The sequence below is a fragment of the Streptomyces sp. NPDC104096 genome, from assembly GCF_055584385.1.
The window spans coordinates 166,104-190,374 of record NZ_JBVJMD010000010.1 but is presented as its reverse complement, the minus strand read 5'-3'; the positions used below and the strand labels follow the sequence as shown (position 1 = coordinate 190,374).

Below are 24,271 nucleotides of genomic sequence, written 5' to 3'. Positions count from 1 at the left end.
AACGGTCGATGTGCGCAGACGCCTCAGGCGAGGAACGTCTTGAGCTCGTGGACGAGCTTGCGGATGTGACCGGAGATGACCGGTGTACCCATGTCCTTGAAGCGCTCCCGGAACCAGGGGTTGACGCTGGCGCGGCCGGAACTGGTGACCGAGCCGACGGGAATGAACTTCGCGCCGGAGCGGTGGATGGCGACCATGCTCGCGAACAGCGGCTCGGCGCGCCATTCGTAGAAGTCGGAGATCCACACCACGACGGTGTTGCGGGGCTCGGCGATCTTCGGCTGGGCCAGGGCCATCGCGACCGTTCCGTCGGTGCCGCCGCCTAGGTTGGTGCGCAGCAGGGTCTCGAACGGGTCGTGCACCCACGGGGTGAGATCGAGCGCCTGGGTGTCGTACGCGATGAGGTGGACGTCCACCTTCGGCAGCCCGGCGAAGATCGACGCGAGGATGGTGCAGTTCACCATCGAGTCGACCATCGAACCCGACTGGTCCACGACCACGATCAGCCGCTGGGGCGTCGTCCTGCGGGCGGTGTGCCGGTAGTAGAGGCGGTCGACGTACAGCCGCTCCTCCTCCGGGCTCCAGTTGGTGAGGTTCTTCCAGATGGTGCGGTCGAGGTCGAGGTTGCGGAACACCCGCTTGGGCGGCACCGAGCGGTCCAGGGCGCCGACGGACGCCTTCTCCACCTGGGTCCGCAGGACCTCGGAGACCTCCTCGACGAAGCGCCGGATCAAATCCTTGGCGTTGGCGAGGGCCACCCCGGACAGGTTGTCCTTGTCCCGCAGCAGCTGCTCTATCAGCGACATGCTCGGTGTGAGCTGGGCCGCCAGCCGGGGATCGGCGAGCACCTCGCGCAGCCGCATCCGCCGGACGAGTTCGGCCTCGATGGCGCCGAGTTCCGGCCCGATCGCCGGGATGAGCCGGCTGAGGTCGGGCGTGCCCGCGCCGCCTCCGGAGCCGGCGGGGCTGACGCCCGGTCCGCCGGCGGCCCGGCCGGACCGGCCGCCGCGCAGCTCGCCAGGTTTGCAGCCGAGGGCGCGCTCCAGCCAGCCCGCGTCGGACTGCCAGCGCGAGAGCTGTCCCGCGGTGACCGTGCCGGAGGGCGAGGCGAACACGTTGAGCAGCACCTTCGACACCAGCGCGGCACGGCGGACCTCGGCGTCCCGGTCCCGCCCGGCGTCCGCGGCCTCGGCCTCCGACCCGGCCTCGGCGTCGGTGGCGCTCGCCGGTTCGCCCTCGCTCCGGCCCTCCGGCCGAGGGGCCATCAGTCCGTCCAGCTCGGCGGCCAGTTCCGGGTGGCGCTGCACGATCGAGTCGACGGAGGTCTGCGGGTCGAGGAGCGCGGGCGGCAGGCCGATGTCCTCGACGACGGCGAGACTCGACGACTCCAGGGCCGGCTGCTCCTCGTGGTCGAACAGCCTGGCGAGCAGCCGCCAGTACAGCACTTGGCGACGGTTGTCGTACGGGTTCGCTTCCGGGTGGTGTCCATGCGTCGGCTCGGTCATTTGCGCAGCAGCCTTCCGGCGCGCTCGCGCAGCACCACCACGGCGTCGGCGGCGGCCTTCTCCGCCCGGGCGCCCGCCTTGTCGGCCGTGCCGCCGACCCAGCCGCCGGCGTGGATCGCGACGGCCTTCTTCCGCACGGTCGTCTCGACGGCGAGCGGCTGGACGCCGAACGTCCCGGCGTCCCAGCGGAGCAGCCCGATGCACGCGCCGGAGGCCTCGACGGCCTCGGGCGTGAGCGGTCCGGCGACCGGAATGCGGTCGGTGTCGACGACCAGGGGCTGCCCGGCGACGGTGAACGTCAGTACCTCGCCGCCCGGTTGGCCGTCCTGCGCGGCCTCCCCCGGCGCCGCCTGCGGCTCGGCCTTCCGTACGGTGTACCCCTCCAGGAACACGGGGACGGCGATGCGGGCCGGATGCCGGTCCAGCGGCACGGTCGCCGCGGCCGTCGCGGTCGGCAGGGCGACCCGGGCGGTGGCGAAGGCGTCGGCGGGCTCGCCCGGCCGGGCGTGCTCGTCGCTCCAGATCAGGTCGCCCTCGGCGGTGAGCGGCATGTCGGTGACGTCCATCGAGCGGCCCTCGCCGACGGCGGCCAGCAACGACATGTGCGGGCGCAGCAGTTGCCACACACCGGCGCCGACGACCGTGTCCGGCTTGGGGACCGCCACACCGGCCCGCACCAGGCGCGGCGGGGTCCCGTCGGCGGGTTCGAGCACCGCGTGGACCTGGGCCTGCGCGGCGGTGGCGTGTTCGTGCACGTCGACGCCGAGGGGCAGCAGGCGTCCGGTGACCGTGGCGACGGCGGGCGTGTCGGTGGCGCCGGGCAGGGTCAGGAGCATCGCCCGTGACCACAGGTCGGCCCAGCGGCGGACCGGGACGTGGTCCAGGGCCGCTCCGGGGCAGGACGCGGCGAGTTCGGCGGCGAAGCCGTCGAGGAGCGTCGCCAGTCGGCGCAGGGACGGGTCGGGCAGCATCGCGGAGACGATCTGTGCCGATCCGGCGACCACGTCGTGGTCGATGCCCTGCCATCCGGCGCGCGCCAGGTCGGCCAGCCAGGAGCGGGCGGCGGCGAGCAGGTTCGCGGCCTGCGGTCCGGCGGACGCCGGGGCCGGGTCCCCGCCGTGCGGCCGGCCGGTCAGCTCCTCGACGCGGGCCACCAGGGCGTCGTGCACGGAACCCAGCAGTGCGGTGCGGGCCGCCGCGAGGGCGACGAGGTGGTCCTCGCCCGCGGCTCCGGCCGCCGCCTTCTCGGCGGCTTCGGCGACTCGGGCGGCCAGCGGGGAACCGGCGACGGCCTGCGCGAACTCCGCGAGGGCCGCGGCCTGGTCGGGCCGGGGACGCAGCAGACCGCCGACGAGGGCGTGGTCGAAGGCGTCGACGGCGGCCAGTGCCTCGTCGAGCCCGCTGATCTCCTCGGTGAGCGGACCGGTGCCCTCCGCCGGGCCGGGACGGGAGGTGTGCGCGGGCGCTCCCGGCACGGTCCTCCTGGTCGGCGGGAACCACTGCATCTCCGGCAACGGGCTGCTGGTGTGGGCGAGTTCGAGGTAGGCCAGGTGGCGCAGGAACCGGCTGAAGACCGGGGCGGCGGCCGTCGAGTCCGCCTGCGCGGGACGGGTGCCGATCATGTCGACGGTGATGCTCTGCGCGCTGGGCTGCCCGTCGGCCCCGGCGGACTCGATCCGCAGATATCGGGCGACGCGCTCGGCGCCGTACTGGAGCACCGCCTCGTTGACCAGGGCCCGTATGTGGTTGCAGAACGAGCCGCGTGCGCCGCCGCAGGGCCGGTTGTTGTTGGTGCTGCAGGCGAACGCGTACGTCCGGGCCGCGATCGACGAGACGTAGACCCGCTCGATGTCCGAGCCGCTGGACACCACTCCCTGGAGGCGTCCGTCGGCCAGTTCGACGAACGGGACCTTGGCGAGCTTGCGTGGCATGGCGGGTGGGATCACCCGTGCCGTGCTCGACCTCTCCCAATCTGACAACGCGCCATCTCCTTTGCGCCCAGGGGACTGTCACCCCGGATCGGCGGGACACGGCAGAACATACGGGCCACCACTGACAATGGCCCTCGGCACCGCTCCAGGGCCGCTCCAGGACCGCTCCCGGACGGCCCGCGGACCCCGTGGCCGCCGTCGTCGGTCGCCGTCGTCCGTCGCCGTCGTCAGTCCTCCGGGTAGAGGGCCTGCGCGATGCGCTGATGGAGGTCGTGCTGGCCCTCCCCGGGCGGGGTGGGCGCGGCCTCGACGACGGCGCGGGCGACGGTGCGCAGCTTCACGTTCGTCTGCTGGCTGTGGCGGCGCAGCACCCGGAGGGCCACGCTCTCGTCCACGCCGTACAGCGCCATCAGGACACCGCGGGCCACGTCCACGTCCTCCTGCGAGGCACGGGCGCGCGCGATGTCCGCGTCCGCCGACTCCTGCGCGTGCTTGTGGACCGGTTCGGTGACGTCGACGACGAAGCCCCGCAGGACGACCACGGAGTCGTCGTCGGCCCGGCCGTCGCCCACGAGCACGGCGTGCCGCTCCTGCCCGTCACGGGTCAGGAGCCGGTAGTACGTGCTGAACGGCGTCCCCGTGCGCAGTCCGCGGTCCCACAGCCGGCGGATGCCCTCCTGGTCGTCGGGGTGCACGTGCCGGTCCAGCATGGCGCCGCTCGCCGGGATCTCGTCGGAGTCGTAGCCCAGCAGGCGGTACATGTCGTCGGACCACCACCAGGCCTCCTCGGGCACCCGGAAGAGGAACACGCCGGTGAGTGCCTCCGTGTCGTCCGCCGGACCGACCGGTTCCTCCGTCACCGCGCACTACCTCCCATGGCAGGCCCCGCCGGGCCCTCTCGCCCTGCCTGGCAGGCTCGCCCTACGGGAAGTCTGGCATCACCGCTGCCCGCGCGCCGCCGGAACACGGCACGGAGGCGAGCGGTGGCGGCGGCCGAAACCCGGAACACCGGCCGGTCCGCGCCGGCGGCACTCCGTACGGGCGTCACTCCATCAGTCCCGCGGCCAGGGTCGCGCCCAGTTCCCAGCACGCCTGCACATCGGCCTTGGCCGGTTCGCCGGTCACGGTCACCGGTTCGGCGGCACGGCGCCAGCCGAGACCCGTCGTGATCGTCTCGATGCCGCGTACCGCGCCCGTGACGTCGTTGCCGCCGTGCACGTAGAAGCCGAACGGCCGGCCCCGGGTGGCGTCGAGGCAGGGGTAGTAGACCTGGTCGAAGAAGTGCTTCAGCGCACCGGACATGTACCCGAGGTTCGCCGGGGTGCCGAGCAGGAACCCGTCGGCGGCGAGCACGTCGGAGGCCGTGGCGGACAGCGCCGCCCGCCGTACGACGTCGACGTTCTCGATCTCCGGGTCGCTCGCGCCGGAGACGACGGCCTCGAACATGGCCTGGCAGTGGGGCGACGGCGTGTGATGCACGATCAGCAAGGTGGGCACACCCCCGAACCCTGCCGTCCGGGCGGCCCGGACCGCAAGCCGGACCGCCCGGGGTGCGCACGCTCCGGGTGCTACCCGGCGGCGGTGGTGACCGCCGGGATGCGTTCCAGGACGCCGCCCGCGAACACGTCGTACAGCGGCAGGGTCTCCAGGTGGACGTAGCCGATGTGGCAGTCGCAGGCGGTGAGGGGGCAGGGGCGCGGGCGCAGGGCCGCACGGTAGGAGCCGTCGTAGAGGTTGCCCAGTTCGGCGCGGACGAAGTGGCAGCGGCGGACCGTGCCGTCGCCGTCGACGGAGATCACGGACTCCCCGGTGCGGCACGGCAGCCCCGCGCTGGCGTGCGGACGGCGGCTGTAGGGGAAGAGCGGGTCCAGCGCGGTCCACAGGTCGGCCTGCGCGTCGTCGTAGGTGTGCCCCTCCGCGGCGTTGACCCACAGGTACACGTGCGGGGGCAGTTCTGCGCGCAGCCGCCGGGCGGCCTCCAGGTGCTCGGGCAGCCCGACGATGCCGACGCTGAAGCGCACGCCGAGCCGGACCAGTTCACGGCACTTGGCCAGAAAGCGGTCGTACGGGGTCTGGCCGGGGTGGTAGGTGCACCACAGGGCGAGGGTGTCGGGGTCGGCGTCCGCCAGCCAGTCGGTGCGGCAGCTCAGGTTGGTCTGGATGGCCACGCGGCGGATGTGCGGCTGGTGGGAGAGCTCGGTCAGGGTGCGCCGGTACCAGGACCGGACCAGGCCCTCGCCCCACGGGGTGAACAGGAGCGAGAGGCGGTCGGTGGTGCGGTCCGCGGCCCAGGCGGCGAACCGCTCCAGCGCGGCCCGGTCCGCGCGCAGCTGCTCCCGGCTGTCGCGGCGCTTGGCGAAGGGGCAGTACGGGCAGTCGTAGTCGCAGGAGGCCAGCGGGCCGCGGTAGAGCAGGGTCAGGTCCATCGGGTGCGCGCTCACTTCCGCTCGTAGCCGGCCATGGCGGCCCGCACGGCCGGGGAGAACAGCTCGGGGCCGATCGCGTCGGAGTGGGCCAGGCCCTCGGGGGTCAGGCGCAGCGTCGCGGACGTGCGCGGGTCGACGGGTTCCAGCCAGCCCAGGGACGCGAAGCGCTCCAGCTCGGGTCCGAAGTCGTCGACGGGGGTGCGCCCGTCGAACCGGTCGGCGTAGTCGGCGAGCCGCAGTCCTTCCGCCTGGAGGAGGGACTGGAGCAGGTGACGCCGGCGGGCCTCGGCGGAGTCCATGGGGCGGCCGTACTCGGCGTGGGCGAAGTCGGCGGCGGGCCGCGAGACGTAGTCGTCGATGATCGAGCGGATCTCGTGCATGCCGACGGCGTAGTCGAAGGAGTAGTGCAGGCCCGCGGTGTAGGAGCGGGCGCCGCAGCCCAGACCGATCATGCCGTCGGTCTGGCAGGCGTAGTCGTCGGTGCCCTGGGGCGGGGCGTCCGCGCGCCGGAACATGCGCATCGACTGCTGCTCGTACCCGTGTGCGAGCAGGTGGTCACGGCCCACCCGGTACAGCCGCAGGCGCTGGGCGTCCCAGGCCGGGTCGGTGTCGCCCGCGCGGCGGCCGAGGCCGGTGAGCGGGCGGATGTAGAGCGGGTAGAGGTACAGCTCCTCCGGCCGCCAGGCCAGGGCCGCGTCCAGGGATCGCAGCCAGGAGGCGTCCGTCTGGCCGTCGATGCCGTAGATCAGGTCGATGTTGAGCACGGGTATCCGGGCGTCGCGGACCCGGCCGAGCGCCGCCTCGACGTCGGCCCGGCGCTGCGGGCGTACGGCCGCTCGGGCCTCGGTGTCGTCGAAGCTCTGCACACCCAGGCTGAGGCGGGTGGTGCCGCGGGCGGCCAGTACCTCCAGCCGGTCGGCGCTCGCCGTGGCGGGCGAGGCCTCCACCGAGAGCGGTACGGCCCGCAGGTCGGCGCCCATGCGGTGTTCGGCGATGTCGCACAGCCGCTCCAGCTCGGCGGCGGTGAGGAAGGTGGGGGTGCCGCCGCCGAAGGCCGCGGTGGCGAACCGGACGGGCTCCGCGTCGCCGAGCGCGTCCCGCACGGCGGTCGCCTGCCGGTCGAGGGCGTCCAGGTAGGCGCCGGTCAGGCCGTCCGGGGCGCCGATGCGGGTGAACAGGTTGCAGAAGCCGCAGCGGACCTCGCAGAACGGTATGTGGAGGTAGAGCGAGAGGGTGTCCTTCGGCTCCGCCGCCCAGAGCGTGCGCAGCCGGGGGCGGTCGGTCAGTCTCCGGTAGGCCGTCTTGTGCGGGTAGGCGTAGACGTAGCTCTGGTACGGGCTGACCTGCCGCGCGGGTTCGGGGAGCGGGCGGGGGTCGGTCACGGCGGTCATCGGGTGGCCTCCGTCGGGGCGGGCGTCTCCGCGGCGGACGTCGCCGGGGCGGACTTCGGGTCGTGCTTCGGGTCGTGCTTCGGGTCGAGCAGGAAGTGGGCGTAGGGCACGGTCCAGACGGACGGGTGGCCGATGCGGTGACCGGTGTAGCCGTCCTCGCCGTACGCGGTGCCGTGGTCGGAGCAGACGATCGCGAAGCAGGGGCGTCTGCTGCTCGCGGCGGCGAACAGGCGGCCGATGTGGCGGTCCACGTACTCCAGGGCGGCGGCGTGTGTCTCGCGGGAGTCGCCCGCCTCCTTGGTGGCGCCGGGCAGGTGGAACCAGTTGGGCTGGTGCAGGGCGGCCACGTTGACGAACAGGAACAGGCGCTTTTCGTGGGGCAGTTCACGGATCAGCCGTTCGGCGCAGGCCACCTGGTTCTCGAAGGACGTGGGTGACGCGACGCCGAACTCCGGCTCCCAGTGGGACTCCTGGAAGAGTCCGGGCAGGACCGAGCCCAGCGGGCCCTGCTTGTTGAAGAAGCCGACTCCCCCGACGCACGCCGTGCGGTAGCCGGCCTCGGCCAGGCCGGAGACGAAGTCCGGGGTGTCGTAGACGAAGGTGCGCTCGGCGGTGGTCTCGCTGCCCGCGAAGCTCGCCGCGAACAGCCGGGGGTGCGGGCCGGGTTCGGCGGGCGTCGGCAGGAAGCCGGCGAACATCGCCTGGTGGGAGGCGTAGGTGAAGCTTCCCGGGGCGTGCCGGCGCTGCCAGCGGCCGTCGGGGAGATGGCGGGCCAGGTTCGGGATGCGGCCGGCCGCGGCCAGTTCGGCGGCGACGTCGTGGCGCAGGGTGTCCAGCGTGACGAGCAGGATGTCGTGGCTGCCGACGATCTCGTTCATGTCGGGGTCGCTCGCGGCCGTGCGGTGCGGCGGGGACGTCGGTTCAGGCGCTGACATCGGTGGTTCCTGTTCTGTACGGGTCGTGCGGGTCGAGCGGGTCGAGCGATGCGGTCTGCCTCGGGGGCGGGACCGTGGCCGTGCGGGCCGAGACCCCTGGGCGGGCGGGGGGCGGTCGGCGCAGGATCGCGGCCACCTGGGCCGCGTAGGTGTCGAGGCCCTCCGCTCCGCTGCCCGGCAGGCCGGTCAGCCGGGGCAGCAGGTCGCCGAAGGCGTTGACCTCGCCGACCGCGAACCGCCGCCAGCCGACGGCCGGCAGGAGGTCGACGCCCACGCACAGGGTGTTCGGGAAGCAGGCCGCGGCCCGTTCGCACACGTCGAGGACCTGCGGCCAGCGGGCTCCGGCCGCCTCGACGGCCGCACGGGCCTCGTCCAGGTCGCCGCGGCTGCCGCCGAGGTGCAGATTGGTCAGCGGCGAGGCGCTGGTGCGGACCACGGCGTGGGTGGCCCGGCCGGCCACCACGACGACCCGCAGATCGGCGGCCCGGCCCCGCTGGGAGGCCTTGGGGAACCAGCGTTCGAGGTGCAGGCCGTCCGGGGCCAGCGCGTCCACGATCGCGGCGATGTCCCGCTCCCGTTCGTAGCGGCGGATCCTGAGGGAGTTGAACAGCCGCCCGTCCGGGGTGAGTTCGACGGAGGTGGTGGCCCTGATCCGCCCCGCGCCGGACGTCTCGACGGCGAGCACCCCGGACGCCGACGAGCCGTGCGCGGGCTTGACGAAGAGCCTCGGCATCCGGTGCGCGCGCATCAGCGCCCGTACGTCGTCCCAGCCGCGCACCGCCGCCCCCTCCCCCGCCGCTCCCTCCGCCGCCGAGGTGGGCGAAGCGGGGACCGGGACTCCCGCCGCGGTCAGGACGGCGTGGCAGCGCCGCTTGTCGAACAGGACCGCCAGTTCGTCCGGGTCGTCGAGGCGGCGACCGCCGCGCAGCGTGCGGACCGCGCTCATCAGGCCCGCGTACCAGCGTGCCGAGCCCTCGACCCGGGTCGGGTCCCCGGTGCCCCGGAGCAGGCGGTCGACGACCGGGTTCTCACCGGGCGAGTCGATGCGGACCACCTCGTCGGCGGCGAAGTCGGCCCCGCCCGAACGCAGCACCTCCTCCCAGGAGACGACGCGCGGCTCGGGCAGCCCGAACCCGCGCACCGCCGCGCCGAACAGCGCGGCCCGGCGGTTCTCCGGGTTGCCGACGACCGCGAAGCGGGGACCGGCGCGGTGCGCCGGTCCCGCCTCATTCGCCGACGGCGACATAGCGTCCCTCCACCCCACGGCTTCGGCGATCGGCCGGGGTGAGGACGAGGTCCGTACCGTGCGGCTCCAGCGACTCGCGCAGCCGCCGGACCAGTTCGGCGCTCATGAAGTGGTGGCTGAGATCGAGCGAGCGCAGGTGCGAGAGCGGCTGCCCGGACAGCAGGGCGGCACCGCCCTCGTCGCCGAGTGCTCCCATGCTGAGGTCGAGGGAGTCGAGTCCGGCGACGACCGGAGCGGCCGACACCGCCGCCGCTATCCCGTCCTGGATGTCGCTGTTCTGCAGGCCCAGGTGACGCAGGTCCGGGCAGCGGCCCAGGGCGGCCAGGAGCGATTCGACGTCCGCCACCTCGCAGTCGCCGCCGTACCAGGTGGTGCCGAGCCAGAGTTCGAGGTTGCGCAGGGCCGGGAACTCGCAGCCGCCCAGGGCGCGTACGGGATCCGGGGCGAGGCCGCCGGACTCGATCCGCAGGGTGCGCAGCGCGTCGTGGCGCAGCGGTTCGATCACCAGGTCCTCGGCGCCGCGCACGCCCAGCTCCTCCAGTTCGGGCCAGGCGCGCAGCACACGGGTGACGGTGCCCTGCTTGATCCAGGAGATCTCCGACTCCTCGGACTCCACGTCCGCGAGGAACAGCGCCCGCAGCCGCGGGAACCGGTGGGCCTCGGCCGCGAGCAGGTCGAGGACGGGGTCGATGCCGTCCTCGTCCCACTCCTGCCACCAGGGTCCGACGACGACGGCGACGACGTCCTCGGTGCGGACCTCGTCCAGGAAGCCGCGCCAGATCCGCTCGAACGGCGTGTCCCAGTCGGCGGCCAGCTTCCAGGCGGCCGAGTCGGCTTCCGGCAGGCGGCCGGGACGGGAGTCGCCGACCGGGGAGTAGGTGTGGACGGGCAGGCCGCGAAAGCGCGTCAGGTGTGAGGGGTAGTAGCCCATGGCGCTTCGTGCTCACTCACCGACGGCGACATAGCGGTGCACCGTGCCGTCCTCGTCACGGTCCTCGTCGGGGTGCTGGCTGTCCAGGTCCAGCTCGACGCCCGCGGGTTCGAGCGTCTCCCGAATCCGCTGCTGGACGGGCTCGCTCACGTAGTGGTGGTAGAGGTCGAGCCGCTTCAGATGGGTGAGCGGCTGCCCGCCGAGCAGCGCGGCCGCGCCGTCGTCGCCCAGGGTGCCCATGGACAGGTCCAGCACCTCCAGGCGGGCGACCACCGGGGCGGCCGCCACGGCCGCGGCGACCTCGTCCTGGATCTCGCTGTTGCGCAGCGCCAGGTGCCGCAGACTCGGCAGCCGGGCCCCGGACAGGATCGGCTCCAGGTCGGCGGCCTCGGTGTCGGCCCCGTACCAGGACGTGCCCAGCCAGAGGTCGAGGTGCTCCAGCGCGGGCAGGTCGCTGCCGCCGATGCCGCGCACCACGCCGACGGGAAGTCCGCCGGTCTCCACCGTCAGTCTGCGCAGCGCGGTGTGGCTCAGCGCCTCGAACCGCAGGCCGGTTCCGCCGCGCACGCCGAACTCCTCCAGGTCGGGGAAGCCGGTCAACAGCCCGCTCACGTCGGTCTGGTTGATCCAGGAGATCTCGCACTCCTCGTAGACGATGTCGCCGAAGAACAGCCCCCGCAGGGCGGGCAGCCGGTCACGGGCGGCCAGCAGTGCCTCCACGACGTCGGTGGGGGCGCTGTCGTACGCCTCCGTCCAGGCACCGACGATCAGCGCGCGCACCCGGGTCGTGTCCACCGCGGCGCGGAAGCGCTCGAAGGCCGCCGTCCACTCCTCCTCGGCGTCGTAGACGCTGCCGCTGATCCGCCAGGCCACGGAGTCGGGTTCGGGCAGCGCCGTCGTCGCATCGGCCTCGGGGAAGTCGAAGGCGGGCAGGCCGTGGAATTCCTGCAGGTGGTGGCCGATGGTCATACGGGCTGCTCCTGACGTGCAACGGATGCGGTGGGCGGTGCGCAGCAGTTCTACCAACAGGCACTGACAGCACGCCTCGGCAGGGTCGGCCGCGGCCCGTTGTCAGTGGTGGTCCGTACGGTCTGTGCATGGAGTCCGGTGCGCCGCGCACCGGGACGGAGGGGAGAGCCGTGTACCGGCAGGGAGACGTGCTGATCGTGCCCGTCGCGGAGGGGGCCGTGCCGGCCCATGTGCCGCAGGCGCCGAAGGAGGCGCGGGACACGCGGGGGCGGCTCGTGCTGGCCCTGGGCGAGGTGACCGGCCATGCCCACGCGGTGGTCGGTCCGGGCGAACTGGTGCGTGAGCCGGGACCGTTCGGGCCGCTGCTGCTGCATCTGCCGGAGGGCGGCCGGGTCGTGCACGAGGAGCATGCGGCGATCACGCTGCCCAAGGGGTGGTTCCGGGTGATCCGGCAGCGGGAGTACGTACCGGGTTCCGTGCGGCTCGTGGCCGACTGAGCGGCGCGGTGGGCAGGGCGAGCGGGGAGCGGGAGCGGATGACGGACGTGCGCGTGGTGGGAGAGACGGCAGTGGCGGCAGCGACGGCAGACCTGGTGGCGGGGGACGTGGACGGGACGGGCGGGGTGCCGGTGGACGCCCTCCGGGGGTGGCGTGCGTACGCCGCCGCGGCCGAGCCCGCGGACCGCGCCGAGGCGGAGGCGGGCATCCTGCTGGCGTACCGGCAGGCCGGACTGGCCGCGCCGGAGCGGGTGGTGTGGGCGGGTTCGCCGCGCGAGGGCGTGACCCTGGTGCGGGCCCTGTCCGAGGCGGACCGGGGGGCGAGCGTACGGGAGGCGGTGCGCAACGCGCCCTGGGCGGCCGCCCGCCGTGCCGCGCACGAGCGGTTGGGGGCGGCGGGGTGGTCGGCCCACTGGTCGGCGACCGGAGGCCGGCTCTGGGACACCACGCAGGCGCTCGTCGAGCGGATCCGCCGGGGTGTGCTGGACGACCTCGCCGGCGAGGACCGGCAGGTGGAGACGGAGATCCGGCTGATCCTGCTGGACGCGCTGCTCGGCCAGCACGACGCGCCGTGGCTCGCCGCCCTGAGCGCGGACGGACCGGCGCTGGACGGGCCGGCCCGGGTGTGCCGCAGCGCCGGCTGGTGGTGGCCGTTCGAGAAGGTCGTGGTGGTGTGCGAGCGTCCCGTCGCCCTGCACCGCGACGAGGCCGGCCGGCTCGACCGGGGTGACGGCCCGGCGCTGGCGTTCCCCGACGGCTTCGCCCTGCACGCCTGGCGTGGCATGCCGGTGCCGGCCGCGTTCCTCGAGGAGCTGCGCACGCTGACGCCGGAGCGGATCCGCGCGGAGGAGAACGCCGAACTGCGCCGGGTCATGCTGGAGTACTACGGCTACGACCGCTATCTGAGCGACTCCGGAGCCCGTCCGGTGCACCGCGACGAGACGGGCACGCTCTGGCGGGTCGAACTGGAGGGTGACGAGCCGGTCGTGATGGTGGAGGTCGTCAACTCCACACCGGAGCCGGACGGCACGCACCGCACGTACTGGTTGCGGGTGCCGCCGGCGACCCGGGAGGCCAGGGAGGGCGTCGCGTGGACGTTCGGTCTGGGCGCCGAGGCGTACGCGCCGCTGCGGGAGACGTGATCCGGTCGCACCTCTGTTCTCGCGGCGCGTGCCGGGCGATGATCCATGCCGTCTCCCGGCACACACCGGGAACCTGGAACGAGGAGACGGCACGTGGGCACAGCGGCGGCGAGCGTTCTGGTCACCGGCGGAAGCGGTTTCGTGGGCAGCCATCTCGTGCGGCGGCTCCTCGAACGCGGCTACCGGGTGCGCACCACGGTCCGCAGCACCGCGGACGCCGCCAAGGCGGGGCCCCTCACGGCGATGCGGGATGCCTTCCCCGGGCAGTTGGAACTGTTCGAGGCGGATCTGCTCGTGGAGAACTCGTTCGACGAGGCGATGCGCGGCTGCCGGGTGGTTTTCCATGTCGCCTCGCCGTTTTTCATGCCGGAGAAGATCAGGGACGGCCGCCGGGACATGGTCGACCCGGCCCTGTTGGGCACGCGCAATGTGCTCGGGAGCATCGAGCGGACCGCGGAGGTCGAGCGGCTCGTCCTCACCTCGACCGTCGGCGCGATCTTCGGTGACTACGCCGATGTACGGGACATGGAGAACGAGGTGTTGACGGAGAAGTACTTCAACACCACGAGCACCGTGGACAACAACCCGTACCACTACGCCAAGACGCTCGCCGAGCGGGCGGCATGGGACGCGGAGGCCGCGCAGGACCGCTGGCGCATGGTGTCGGTCAACCCCGGTCTGGTGCTCGGTCCCTCGCTCACCCCGGCGTCGCGCTCCGGCAGCCTGTTCCTGCTCGACGAACTGTTCAAGGGCTATTTCTGGTACGGCGCACCGGACTTCAGCTTCACCACCGTCGATGTGCGCGACGTGGCCGACGCGCACATCGCCGCGGCGGAGAACCCCGGTGCGAAGGGCCGCTACATCGTCGCCGCGGAGACGATGACGTCGTTCCACGAGATGTCCCGCATCATCCGCACCCGTCATCCGCGCGGTCTCCGACTGCCCCGTACGGCCCTGCCGCACTGGCCGGTGCGGATACTGGGTCCGGCGTTCGGGCTGACGCAGGACTACATCCGCAAGCACCTCGGCATCCGGTTCCGGGTCGACAACAGCCGCAGCGTGCACGAACTGGGCATCGTCTACCGGCCGATCGAGGAGACGGTGCTGGAGCACTACGAGGCGTGGCTGCGGCAGCGGCGGGCGTGAGACGGGCGTCCGCGACGGACGTCCCGGCGGGGGCCGCGGACGTCAACGGGGGTGCGCCGTACAGGCGTCGGGGCCACCCGGGATCATGATCCCCATGTCTCATACCTCTCGACGAAGACTCCTCGCCGTCCTCGCGGCCTCCGCCGCCTCCGTACCGCTCGCCGGAGCGGCCGCGGCCCCGGCGCGGGCCGCCGGCAGCGGCGCCCTCGCGGACGTCGATCCGTTCGCGGGTCCGGCCGGACTGTCCTCGGCCCGCTCCTCGGTGACCCTGGCCCCGCTGGACGCCTCCTACTTCACCGCGGCGACGCTCACCACCCCGCTCACCACGTCGGTGCTCGCGGGCACTCCGGCCCGTACCGAGGTCACCTCCGGCGGCAAGCGGATCGCGCTGCTCACCCAGGGCGCGCGGACGGTCGTCCTGCCCGGACCGCAGCGCACGTTCGCGGAGAACAAGCGGCCCTTCGCGGACGACTTCCAGCGCACGCTGCCCGATCTCTCGCTGGACATAAAGAACCGGAAGTACTGGGGTACGTCTCCCAGTGGTGGCAGCTGGTACACGCTGGGACCGGCGGAGACCGACTACGCGGTGGTGCCGGGCAGCGGTCTCATCAGCCTGACCACCGAGGGCGCCAGCCGGCACGCCAACCTGCACGACGAGGAGATCACCGACGTCGACGCCCGCTGCACGGTCCGGTTCGACAAGGTGCCCACCGGCCAGGCCTGTTCCGTCGGTCTGACGTTCGGCTACCAGACCACCCACAGCAACTACCGGGCCCGGTTGTCCTTCCTGACCTCGGGCGCGGTGGAGCTGCGCGTCGAGAAGGAGGTCGACGACACGGTGACCCAGCTGGTCCCCGCCGTCACCCTCGCCACGGGCGTACCCGCGGGGACCGACTGGACGATCCGGGTCCGGCGGGAGGGCACCCGGATCCGGGCCAAGGCATGGCGTTCGGCTTCGGCCGAGCCGACCACGTGGTCCGCCGACGTCGTCGACCCCACCTTCGGCAAGGGCCGGGTGGGCCTGCGCGCCCTGGCCAACACCGGCTGCACGAACCTGCCGGTCACCCTGTCCGTCAGCCGCTTCGAGGTGGACGCCGCGAACTGGGAGACGCCGCCGACCGTGACCCACGGGGACTGGGTGCGGGTGCTGCCGGAGCCGTTCGACGGAACCTGGACGACGCAGCTGGAGCAGACGATCCGCGGCTGGGCCGGTTCCTGTGCTCCCGACGTCCTGGCCCACGCCGCGATGTTCCTCGGCGGCGCGCCGGCGGTCACCGCCGGGGCCGGACCGGCCGCGGGCAGGCAGGTGCTGGGCGAGGCCGGGTACGGCTACCTGGACCCGCAGGGCTACCGCCTCGAGGGCGCCGACTTCCACGAGTACATGAACACGGGCTGGACCTTCCCGGACGGCACCTACGTCAAGCCGTCCAGCAAGCAGGTGGGCAACATCGACTGCTCGGGCTACACGCGGATGGTGTACGGCTACCACATGGGCGTGCCGCTGGCCGCCGGCGCGGACACCTCGGGCCAGCGGATCCCGCGCAAGTCGCGGGACATCGTCGACTACGCGCCCGGGGTGGTCGTCGACCGCACCGACGGCACCGGTCCGCCCGCCGCGACCCTGCTCCAGCCCGGCGACCTGGTGCTGTTCAACGCAGACTCGGGCGACGACGCCGAGGCGAACGCCACGGTCGTCGACCACGTCGGCATCTACCTCGGCAAGGACGCGGCCGGCAAGCGCCGTTTCCTCTCCAGCCGCAAGACGGTCGGCGGGCCCACCATGTCCGACCTGGGCGGGGCGTCGCTGCTCGACGGCACGGGCACGTACGCCACGAAGCTGCACACCGTGCGTCGTATCTGAGCCCGGTACGCGGCCACTCGGCGCACGGCCCGTCGACGGTGGGTCAGCCGACGTCCCACAGGAACCGGTGGGTGTGGATCCCGAAGTACGGGAAGGACTGCACCTGCCGGACCCCGTCGATCGGTCTGACGACGTCGTTGACGAAGTCCAGGAGGTCCTTCGGGCCGGGCGCGACCACCTCGGCGAACAGGTCGAATCCGCCCGAGGTGAGTACGGAGTAGACCACCTCGGGGCGTTCCGCGAGCGCGTCGGCGACCCCGCGCGGGTCGCCGTCCACGCCGATGCCGAGCAGTGCCATGGCCTGGCCGCCCATGGCCATCGGGTCGGTCACGCCGACGACCTGGACGGCCCGGGAGTCCAGCAGGCGTTGCAGCCGCTGCCGGGCTGCGGAGGCGGACAGGCCGACCTTGGGGCCGAGGTCGGCGTACGCGATACGGCCGTCGGTCTGGAGTTCCCGCAGGATGGCCCGGTCGATCTCGTCCACGTCTGCTGGTTCCCTTTCCTTCCCGGCGGTTCGAACCCACCCTATCGGCGCACGTCAGCCGACGAGTTCGGCGAGGGCGGCGGCGAACAGCCCGGTGTGGGTGTCCACGTCCTGTTCCGTGGTGTCGGGGCACATGAGCGCCATGTTGTGGAACGGGGTCAGCAGGATGCCGCGGTTGGCGAGATAGAGGTGGAGGAAGTCCTCCAGCTCCGGGTCGCCGGCCGCCGCGGACTCGGCGCCGGTGCGCGGGGCGGGGTCGGCGAAGCGGTACTCGGTGCGCGCCCCGAGGCGGCTGACCGACCACGGCAGGTCGTGGGCGGCGATACCCGCGCGCACCCCCGCCTCGAAGCGCTCGGACAGCTTCGACATGTGGGCGAAGGCGTCGTCGGTCAGGACGTGTTCCAGGGTGGCGCGCATCGCGGCGACGGAGAGCGCGTTGCCCGCGAGGGTGCCGCCGACGCCGCCCATGTCCACCAGGTCGAGATCGGCGCGGGACAGCAGCCGGTCGGCCAGGTCGGCGGAGAGACCGTAGGCGCCGGCGGGAATGCCGCCGCCGATCGCCTTGCCGATGGTCAGGACGTCCGGCTCCAGGTCCCAGGCCGCGGTGCAGCCGCCCGGACCGGCGGAGAAGGTGTGCGTCTCGTCGTTGACGAGGAGGGTGCCGTACTGCCGCGTCAGCGCGCGGACCCCGGCCAGGTAGCCGGGTTCGGGCAGCACGATGCCGATGTTGGTCAGCGCGGGCTCCATCAGGACGGCGGCGACGTCGCCGTGGGCGAGTTCGCGCTCCAGCCGCTCCAGGTCGTTGAACTCGGCGACCCGGCTGGTCAGCGTGACGTCGCAGGGCGCTCCGACGTTTCCGGGGCGGGGGGCGCCCAGACCGTCGGGGCCGACGACGATGAGCGACTCGTCGACGCTGCCGTGGTAGCTGTAGCCGTTCACGAGGATCTTGGAGCGGCCGGTGACGGCGCGGGCGAGCCGGATGGCCCAGCGGTTGGCGTCCGTCGCCGTCAGCGAGAAGCTCCACCGGGTCAGCCCGAAACGGCGGGTCAGCTCCGCGCCGACCCATTCGGCGTCCTCGGTGGGCAGCATCGCGGTCGCCCCGCCCAGTTCGGCGAACCGGTGCCGGACGGCTTCGGCCACCACCGCCGGCGAGTGGCCGGCCATCGCGCCGGTGTCGCCGAGGCAGAAGTCGATGTACTCGTGTCCGTCGATGTCGGTCACCCTGGCGCCGCGCGCGGTGTCCAGATAACGCGGGAAGGCACCGGCGGTCTTGTTCATCCAGGTCATCGGCACCCGGCCGAAGAGGTGCTCGGACCGCGCGTAGGCGGCCTTCGAGCGGGGGTTGCGGCGGTCGGCCTCGGCGCTCTCGCGGGCCAGGAGGTGCTGAAGGCGGGTGCGGTCCATGACTACCTCGTAGAGCGACGGCGGATGAATGCACAGAGAATATGACCGAATCGTAAGCAAATTCAAGATTCGACGATCGAATCGATCGTTGCGACGATTGATTCACGCGCCACGGCGATCGAGACGATGACTGATCCACGTGCGCCGGTCGAGCCGACGGAACGCGGGACGCGGCAGCCACCCCCTCCGCATCCCGTTCACCCGCGACCCGGGGAACGGCAGAAGGAAATGAAGGTCACAATTACGTATCGGACATACCGCACTTCAACCTTCACACGAGCCGCACAAATTAGCTAAGTTGGCGCCAGGCCGCTCGGTTCCTCCGGCGAATCCCGCCGGGCCGCGCTGCCTCCGCCGAGTCCGGTGCACCACTGCGGCCGCCGGAGCCGGGGACCCAACCGATCCTCTGGGGTGAATCGGCCCAACCGCCCTGCGGGGCAAGGGCCGTAGGGCACGCCTTCCGGAACCTCCGCCCGAACCCGACAGCTAACTCGGTAGGCGGAGCACGGAAGGAGTACGTCGCCGATGGCGCCAGGACGCGACAAGCGCCCCGAAGGTCTCGGCCTCCCCGGTATGTCGGACGCGGTCAGCGGCGAGGAGATCCGGCAGCGGGTCAACACCCTCTACGACCGCGCGGAGACCGACTCGGGGACCTACAACGCCACCCGCGCGATGTCAGCCGGCAACCGCAGGCCCACCCGACCGGTGCGTCCCGCTCAGCGCAAGCCGTCCGACCCCGCCCTCGACGACGTCGCCCGGAAGTGGTTCGACGGAGCGCGCGCCAAGATAGGCCCGACCGTCGCGGCGGTGCTGCCCGCCGACAGGATGCCCGCGCCGCCGGCCGCGGCCCGCCCCGCGGCGTCGCCCGCGCCGGAGCTCCCGGCCGCCATTCCGGCCCCCCGCCCCGAACTGGAGGCTCCCGCCCGGCGCGTCCCGGAGCTCACCGCCGGACCCGTCGCCGCCCTCCCGGCCGCGACCGCGCCGGAGGGCCGACGGGACGCCTTCCCGGCTCTGCCCGCCGCCTCCGCACCCTCTGCCCCTTCCATCCCCTCCGCGCTCCCGGCGGGACCGCTCGCGGCCGCGCCCGCACCTGCGCCCGCGGCCACGCCCGTGGCCGACACCGCGGCACGGCAGACCGCGCGGCGGTCGGTCAAGGGGCGGAACCAGGAGAAGCTCACCCAGGCCCGCAGACTGCTGACCCGGCAGGTCGCCCTGCGCAGCACTCCGCCGGCCCCGGAGAGCGCGCCGACCGCCGCGCCGCGCTGGCCGGTCCCCGAGCAGGATCCGCTGTTCGGCCAGGGCACCGGGTGGCTCACCCAGCCGTCACCCGGCCCCGACCCTCTCGCCGGGAGCGGCGAGTACCCGGGGGCTCCCGGCGCCACCGGGCAGTACGGCACCGTTCCCAGTGTCGCGGGATACCCGAACACCCCCATCGACACCGGGCAGTTCAGCCTTCCCCTCGATGGCGCCGTCACGAACCCTCCGGCCGACACCGGGCAGTTCAGCGCCATCCCGAGCGTCGCCGCCTACCCGAACACCCCGGTCGACACGGGCCAGTTCAGCCTTCCCGTCGACGTCGGCCTCACCAACCCTCCCGCCGACACCGGGCAGTTCAGCGCCGTCCCGAACATGGGAGCTGTCTACCCGAACACCCCGGTCAACACCGGCCAGTTCAGCCTTCCCGTCGACGTCGGGTTCACCAACCCTCCCGCCGACACCGGTCAGTTCAGCGCCGTCCCGAACATGGGAGCCGTCTACCCGAGCACCCCGGCGGCCGCCGGCTACCCGAGTGCTCCCGCGAGCCCTCCCTACCCCGGCGCCCCCGCGAACGTCGGCTACCCGGGCGCCCCCGCCGACACGGCGTACCAGGGCTCCCCCGTGAACGCTGCCTATCCGAGCGCCCCCGCGAGCCCCGCCTACCCGGCCGCTCCGGCCGACACGGGCCGGTTCGCCCCGATGGACACCGGACAGTTCGCCGTGCCCGCCATGCCCGCCGCGCCGGCCGTACCTGCCATGCCCCCCGTCCCCCCGGCACCCGCCGTGCCGGCTATGCCCGCCATGTCCGCCGCGCCCGCCCCGGTCGGCGTGCCGGAGCCGGCGGGGTACGGCGGCAAGGCCGCGAAGGCCCTGGAGTTCGCGCGCGCCCAGATCGGCAGGCCGTGCCTGTGGGGCGCGACCGGCCCCGAGTCGTACGACTGTGCCAGTCTCACGCAGGCCGCCTGGCGGGCCGCCGGGGTCGAGCTCCCCCGCGCGGCGCTCGACCAGGCCCGCACCGTCTCGGCGATCCCGCTCACCGACCTCCAGCCCGGCGATCTCATCTTCTTCCACGGCGACACCAGTCATGTCGGCGTCTGCGCCGGACCCGGCACGATGATCCACGCGCCGGGGCCCGGCGCCCTGATCCGCGAGGAGTCGATCTTCTTCGCCGGGCAGGCGGCGATCCACAGCGCCGCACGCCCCGCCTGACCCTCACACGCCGAGGACCCACCCGAACCCGACCCACGAACCGCGAACTGCCCGGACGGAATGATCCGTCCGGGCAGTTCGCGCGTTGCGGCCGCACGGTACGACGGCATGAGACGGCGCGACGCCCGGACCGGTACCGGTCCGGGCGTCGCGCCGTGGGGTCTCAGCCAGGCGTCGTCACACGGGGCGTCGCCTGGTGCGGATGAGCAGGACGACACCGGCGACGGCGAGCACTCCGCCGAGCGCCGCGGGCCACAGCTGCGCGCCGGTCTCGGCGAGACCGCCCTGGACCGCCTGCGGTTCGGTCTGCGGCACGGTCTGGGGGGCCGGCTGCGCGGCGGAGGTGGCCTGGCCGCCGTCGTCCGCGGCCTGGGTCTGCTCGGCACCGGCCGCCGAGCCGGATCCGGCGGCTGCCGTGTCATCGGCCTGGGGGGCGGTGGTGACCAGGCCGGAGCCGTTGCCGCCCGAACCCTCCTGTCCCGAGTCGTCCTTCGGGCGGTTGGTCGCCGAGGGGGAGGAGTAGGGCTTGGGCTGGGTGTTGCCGGGACGGGTGGCGGTGGCCGTGGCGGCGGGCGGCGCCGTGGTCGCCTGACCCGCGTCGCCACCGTTGCCCGCGTTGCCTCCGTCACCGGCGTTGCCGCCGTTGCCCGTGTTGCCGCCGGTCTGCCCCTGCGCGCCGTTCCCGTCCTTCGGGGGCTCGGGGGTCTGCGTCTGCTGGCCCTGGTCGCCGTTGCCCGCGCCGTTGTCGCCGCCGCCGTTGCCCGCGCCGTTGTCGCCGCCGCCGTTGCCGCCGCCGTTGTCACCGCCGCCGTTGCCGGCCCCGTTGTCACCGCCGCCGTTGCCGCCGCCGTTGGCGCCCACGCCGCACTGCCGGCCGCCGTTGATGCAGTCGACCATCTCGTTCATCAGCTTCTCGTCGAAGACGTTGATGAAGTCGCCGTGGTCCGTGATCGGCTTGTGCAGGTTCTCGGGGAAGGAGTCCACCGCGAACAGCGGGGTCGTGCGGCCGCCGTCCTGCAGGCTCGGCGCGTCCACGTCGTACACGATGCGCTGCACCAGCTGCGGAATGGCCTGGAAGCCGCTCGGGCAGGAGCCGTCGGCGGCGGCGAACGCCACGTGCGTACGGTGGTTGGCGCTGTCGATGTTCCGACCGTCCCAGCAGCTCTGGAACTTGAACGTGCGCACGACGTCGCTGCCGCTCGGGCAGAGCGGGTACTTGTCCTTCAACTGCCGGTCCTCCAGGCCCGTGCAGCTCCAGGACGCGTTGGCGTTGGCGGGGCCGTTGACGAACGCCTTGGCGTCGCCGGTGATGATGCGCAGCAGCCGCGGCATCGCGGTGACCTTGCTCCGGGGGTTGCCCACGAAGGTCATCGTCACCTGCTTGGGCGTGACGATCTGACCGGCGTTGCCCTCGGTACCGCCACCGGGCGATCCGGCGTCCCGCTCCTGGGTGCCGTTCTGCAGGCGCACCACGGGCCAGAAGTAGGACGACTTGTCGCCCTGGTCCTGGCAGCTGGTCTGTGCCTTCGCCAGGTCGTCGTCGCTGGCGAAGGCGCTGTTGGACTGGTTGCCGACGTAGTCGTGGAAGTGGTGGGCGCCGTTGCTGACACCCGGCGCGACGATGACGTTGTCGGAGTTGAACAGCCCGTTGGCGTTCACGCCGCAGCTCGTGGCGAAGGTGCCGCGGGAGGCGTCCGCCTGGAGTGCGGGGCTCTGCGCGTTGGGCTGGACCGAGTTGATGTCCGCGTAGTCGGCGGCGACCGGGCCGTTTCCGGCCTGCCCGCCGTTTCCGGTCTGACCCTGGCCCTGGCCTTGGCCCTGGTTCTGCTGACCCTGCTCCTGGCCCTGGCCCTGCTGGTTCTGCTCCTGGCCCTGCTGGCCCTGCCCCTGATCCTGCGTCTGCTGGCGCAGCGTGCAGGCGGCCAGCGCCTCCAGGCCCTCCGGGCGATTGCCCGCCTGGCCGATGGCGACCGCGATGCGCTCGATGGTCGCGGTCCGCGTCTCCTTCAGCGGATCCATGATCTTGTTGTCGGCGAAGCCGCTGTCGTCCTGGACGGCCTGCGCCGACTCCTGGAGCTTCTTGTAGGCCTCGGCGATCTGCTGGTCGAGCAGCGCGAGTTCCTTGTCGACGTCCGCGCGGGCCGCGTCGGGCACGTCCGTCAGCTTGTCGCCGACGTCCGGGCAGTCGATCGTGCCGGGACCCCACGCCCCGCCCGACTGCTGCGTGTCGCCGCCCTGACCGCTCTCGGTCGCGGAGGCGTACACGTTCGCCACGACCAGTCCTCCGCCGCCCAGGATCAGAGCGGCTGCGGCAAAGGTCGCGCGTCGTGCGCCTGTTGGGCGTCTGCGCGTGTTGCGTCCCACGGAAAACTCCTACGCGTCGTGACGAGGCTCCGGGTATGAAAATCCCTCGTCCCATACGGAGCCGGGCCCGGGTGCGTTCAGGCGCCTCAGGAATTCACAGCATTTTCTTATCGCGTACCGACGCCGTCACAGGGAGTGCCTGACATGGAGCCTCGCGTTCCGAAGCCGTCGAGGCCTCGAAACCGCCGGTGAGGCGGACCCGGCCCCGAGGCCGGGCACCCGAACTGCGATCATGTGCGGTAACCGTCCGGTACGGGCGGGATGCACGCACCTCACCCCCTTGTCCCAGGGAGTTGGCATGGCCTTCGACGTCGCAGCGCTCCGCGCCCGGATCCCCGCCCTGAAGTCCGGATCCGCCCGATTCGACGCACCCGGCGGCACCCAGACGCCGCAGCCCGTCATCGACGCCATGGTGGAGACGCTGACCGCGCCCCTGGCCAACCGGGGGCAGACCACCGAGGGCGAGCGCAACGCGGAGGCGGTCGTCGCCGCCGCCCGCGCCGCGTTGGGGGACCTGACCGGCGTCCCGGCGCGCGGCGTCGTCTTCGGCCGCAGCGCCACCCAGCTCACCTACGACCTGGCACGTACCCTCGCCAAGACCTGGAACCCGGGCGACGAGGTGGTCGTCACCCGGCTCGACCACGACTCCAACATCCGTCCCTGGATCCAGGCGGCGGAGGCCGTGGGCGCGCGGGTCCGGGAGGCGGACTTCGACCCGGCCACGGGCGAACTGCTGCCCGAGCACATCGCGGCGGTGCTGTCGTCGCGCACCCGGCTGGTCGCCGTGACCGCCGCGTCCAACCTGATCGGCACCCGTCCCGACATGCCCGCCGTCGCCCGACTCGCACACGAGGCCGGGGCGCTCCTGCACGTGGACGCGGTGCACTACGCGGCCCACGCGACCGTGGACCTCGCCGGGCTCGGCGCGGACACCCTGGTGTGCTCCCCCTACAAGTTCCTCGGGCCGCACCTGGGCGTGCTGGTGAGCCGCCCCGAACTGCTGGAGACGCTGCGGCCCGACAAGCTGCTGCCGTCCTCGGACGCCGTGCCGGAGCGGTTCGAACTGGGCACGCTGCCCTACGAGTTGCTCGCGGGAGCCCGGGCCGCTGTGGACCTCCTAGCCGACCTGGCGCCCGATGCGCAGGGCACGCGGCCGGAGCGACTGCGCGCCGCCTTCACCGCCGTCGAGGCCCACGAGGACGCCCTGCGGGACCGGATCGAGCGCGGACTGGCGGACCTCGGCGGCGTGACGGTGTACTCCCGTGCCGCGCACCGCACTCCGACCCTGCTGTTCTCCGTGGCCGGCCATCGGTCGGCGGACGTCTCGCGCCGTCTCGCGGACCACGGCGTCGACGCCCCGGCCGGCTCCTTCTACGCGCTGGAGGCCTCGGAGCGCCTCGGCCTCGGCAGTGCGGGCGCGGTGCGGGTCGGCCTGGCGCCGTACTCCGACGAGAACGACGTCGACCGGCTGCTCGCGGCACTGGGCACGCTCCGCGCCTGAGCGGCCCCCGGCGGGGACCGGGACCCACCCGCGCCGTACGGCTGCCGCTCGTGTCGTGCGCCGTGGCGGCAC

At 73.1% G+C, this 24,271-nt stretch carries 19 protein-coding genes and 1 riboswitch; of the genes, 6 read left to right on the top strand and 13 right to left on the bottom strand.

The window, feature by feature from the left end; all coding sequences use genetic code 11:
- Positions 1-23 precede the first annotated feature (23 nt).
- From ACZ60B_RS14300 to ACZ60B_RS14255, 10 genes are all read right to left on the bottom strand, one after another.
- Complete coding sequence (locus ACZ60B_RS14300; RefSeq protein WP_469386623.1) at positions 24-1,505, bottom strand: vWA domain-containing protein; 1,482 nt, start codon at positions 1,503-1,505, stop codon at positions 24-26.
- Positions 1,502-3,010 (bottom strand): hypothetical protein, encoded by a 1,509-nt coding sequence (locus ACZ60B_RS14295; RefSeq protein ID WP_469386667.1) that lies wholly within the window; start codon positions 3,008-3,010, stop codon positions 1,502-1,504. The genes ACZ60B_RS14300 and ACZ60B_RS14295 overlap by 4 nt, the downstream gene beginning before the upstream one ends.
- Positions 3,011-3,663: 653 nt before the next feature.
- Complete coding sequence (locus ACZ60B_RS14290) at positions 3,664-4,296, bottom strand: PAS and ANTAR domain-containing protein (protein ID WP_469386621.1); 633 nt, start codon at positions 4,294-4,296, stop codon at positions 3,664-3,666.
- 184 nt (positions 4,297-4,480) lie between these two features.
- The gene (locus ACZ60B_RS14285) at positions 4,481-4,933 is read right to left on the bottom strand and encodes a flavodoxin family protein (RefSeq protein ID WP_469386620.1); all 453 of its coding nucleotides are present in this window, start codon (positions 4,931-4,933) and stop codon (positions 4,481-4,483) included.
- Between the two features lie 71 nt (positions 4,934-5,004).
- Entirely contained in the window at positions 5,005-5,862 is an 858-nt protein-coding gene (locus ACZ60B_RS14280; protein WP_469386665.1) for an STM4011 family radical SAM protein, read from the bottom strand.
- 11 nt (positions 5,863-5,873) lie between these two features.
- Positions 5,874-7,253, bottom strand: coding sequence for an STM4012 family radical SAM protein (locus ACZ60B_RS14275; protein ID WP_469386616.1), 1,380 nt, complete (start codon positions 7,251-7,253; stop codon positions 5,874-5,876).
- Positions 7,250-8,131, bottom strand: a complete 882-nt coding sequence (locus ACZ60B_RS14270; protein ID WP_469386663.1) for an STM4013/SEN3800 family hydrolase — start codon at positions 8,129-8,131, stop codon at positions 7,250-7,252. Before ACZ60B_RS14270 ends, ACZ60B_RS14275 begins: the two co-directional genes overlap by 4 nt.
- 43 nt (positions 8,132-8,174) lie before the next feature.
- The gene (locus tag ACZ60B_RS14265; RefSeq protein ID WP_469386613.1) at positions 8,175-9,434 is read right to left on the bottom strand and encodes an STM4014 family protein; all 1,260 of its coding nucleotides are present in this window, start codon (positions 9,432-9,434) and stop codon (positions 8,175-8,177) included.
- Complete coding sequence (locus tag ACZ60B_RS14260) at positions 9,415-10,365, bottom strand: STM4015 family protein (RefSeq protein ID WP_469386611.1); 951 nt, start codon at positions 10,363-10,365, stop codon at positions 9,415-9,417. The genes ACZ60B_RS14265 and ACZ60B_RS14260 overlap by 20 nt, the downstream gene beginning before the upstream one ends.
- A gap of 12 nt (positions 10,366-10,377) precedes the next feature.
- Complete coding sequence (locus ACZ60B_RS14255; protein ID WP_469386609.1) at positions 10,378-11,334, bottom strand: STM4015 family protein; 957 nt, start codon at positions 11,332-11,334, stop codon at positions 10,378-10,380.
- Positions 11,335-11,504: 170 nt separating this feature from the next.
- On the opposite strand from ACZ60B_RS14255, the gene ACZ60B_RS14250 reads away from it, so the two are divergent.
- The 4 genes from ACZ60B_RS14250 to ACZ60B_RS14235 all read left to right on the top strand — a co-directional run bounded on the left by ACZ60B_RS14250 (position 11,505) and on the right by ACZ60B_RS14235 (position 15,980).
- The gene (locus ACZ60B_RS14250; protein WP_469386661.1) at positions 11,505-11,831 is read left to right on the top strand and encodes a hypothetical protein; all 327 of its coding nucleotides are present in this window, start codon (positions 11,505-11,507) and stop codon (positions 11,829-11,831) included.
- Between the two features lie 38 nt (positions 11,832-11,869).
- Complete coding sequence (locus ACZ60B_RS14245; RefSeq protein ID WP_469386607.1) at positions 11,870-12,973, top strand: DUF6745 domain-containing protein; 1,104 nt, start codon at positions 11,870-11,872, stop codon at positions 12,971-12,973.
- Positions 12,974-13,066: 93 nt separating this feature from the next.
- Entirely contained in the window at positions 13,067-14,119 is a 1,053-nt protein-coding gene (locus ACZ60B_RS14240; RefSeq protein WP_469386604.1) for an NAD-dependent epimerase/dehydratase family protein, read from the top strand.
- Between the two features lie 94 nt (positions 14,120-14,213).
- Positions 14,214-15,980, top strand: coding sequence for an NlpC/P60 family protein (locus ACZ60B_RS14235; protein WP_469386602.1), 1,767 nt, complete (start codon positions 14,214-14,216; stop codon positions 15,978-15,980).
- A 43-nt stretch (positions 15,981-16,023) separates the two neighbouring features.
- On the opposite strand, the gene ACZ60B_RS14230 is transcribed toward ACZ60B_RS14235, so the two are convergent.
- Entirely contained in the window at positions 16,024-16,464 is a 441-nt protein-coding gene (locus ACZ60B_RS14230) for an Lrp/AsnC family transcriptional regulator (RefSeq protein ID WP_469386600.1), read from the bottom strand.
- A gap of 54 nt (positions 16,465-16,518) precedes the next feature.
- The gene (locus tag ACZ60B_RS14225; protein ID WP_469386598.1) at positions 16,519-17,868 is read right to left on the bottom strand and encodes a transaminase; all 1,350 of its coding nucleotides are present in this window, start codon (positions 17,866-17,868) and stop codon (positions 16,519-16,521) included.
- 342 nt (positions 17,869-18,210) lie between these two features.
- A riboswitch (cyclic di-AMP (ydaO/yuaA leader) is annotated at positions 18,211-18,385 on the top strand.
- An 8-nt stretch (positions 18,386-18,393) separates the two neighbouring features.
- On the opposite strand from ACZ60B_RS14225, the gene ACZ60B_RS14220 reads away from it, so the two are divergent.
- Entirely contained in the window at positions 18,394-20,334 is a 1,941-nt protein-coding gene (locus ACZ60B_RS14220) for a C40 family peptidase (RefSeq protein ID WP_469386596.1), read from the top strand.
- Between the two features lie 177 nt (positions 20,335-20,511).
- On the opposite strand, the gene ACZ60B_RS14215 is transcribed toward ACZ60B_RS14220, so the two are convergent.
- A complete protein-coding gene (locus tag ACZ60B_RS14215; RefSeq protein ID WP_469386594.1) occupies positions 20,512-22,698 on the bottom strand; it encodes a DUF1996 domain-containing protein in 2,187 nt (728 codons plus the stop codon).
- Positions 22,699-22,996: 298 nt separating this feature from the next.
- Between ACZ60B_RS14215 and ACZ60B_RS14210 the strand changes: the two genes are divergently transcribed.
- A complete protein-coding gene (locus ACZ60B_RS14210) occupies positions 22,997-24,199 on the top strand; it encodes a cysteine desulfurase-like protein (protein ID WP_469386592.1) in 1,203 nt (400 codons plus the stop codon).
- Positions 24,200-24,271 lie beyond the last annotated feature (72 nt).

Coding starts and splice junctions, on each gene's coding strand:
- ACZ60B_RS14260 (WP_469386611.1), bottom strand. CDS start 10,365: ATGGGCTACTACCCCTCACACCTGACGCGCTTTCGCGGCCTGCCCGTC.
- ACZ60B_RS14235 (WP_469386602.1), top strand. CDS start 14,214: ATGTCTCATACCTCTCGACGAAGACTCCTCGCCGTCCTCGCGGCCTCC.
- ACZ60B_RS14265 (WP_469386613.1), bottom strand. CDS start 9,434: ATGTCGCCGTCGGCGAATGAGGCGGGACCGGCGCACCGCGCCGGTCCC.
- ACZ60B_RS14300 (WP_469386623.1), bottom strand. CDS start 1,505: ATGACCGAGCCGACGCATGGACACCACCCGGAAGCGAACCCGTACGAC.
- ACZ60B_RS14295 (WP_469386667.1), bottom strand. CDS start 3,010: ATGCAGTGGTTCCCGCCGACCAGGAGGACCGTGCCGGGAGCGCCCGCG.
- ACZ60B_RS14280 (WP_469386665.1), bottom strand. CDS start 5,862: ATGGACCTGACCCTGCTCTACCGCGGCCCGCTGGCCTCCTGCGACTAC.
- ACZ60B_RS14225 (WP_469386598.1), bottom strand. CDS start 17,868: ATGGACCGCACCCGCCTTCAGCACCTCCTGGCCCGCGAGAGCGCCGAG.
- ACZ60B_RS14270 (WP_469386663.1), bottom strand. CDS start 8,131: ATGAACGAGATCGTCGGCAGCCACGACATCCTGCTCGTCACGCTGGAC.
- ACZ60B_RS14275 (WP_469386616.1), bottom strand. CDS start 7,253: ATGACCGCCGTGACCGACCCCCGCCCGCTCCCCGAACCCGCGCGGCAG.
- ACZ60B_RS14245 (WP_469386607.1), top strand. CDS start 11,870: ATGACGGACGTGCGCGTGGTGGGAGAGACGGCAGTGGCGGCAGCGACG.
- ACZ60B_RS14255 (WP_469386609.1), bottom strand. CDS start 11,334: ATGACCATCGGCCACCACCTGCAGGAATTCCACGGCCTGCCCGCCTTC.
- ACZ60B_RS14220 (WP_469386596.1), top strand. CDS start 18,394: ATGGCGCCAGGACGCGACAAGCGCCCCGAAGGTCTCGGCCTCCCCGGT.
- ACZ60B_RS14210 (WP_469386592.1), top strand. CDS start 22,997: ATGGCCTTCGACGTCGCAGCGCTCCGCGCCCGGATCCCCGCCCTGAAG.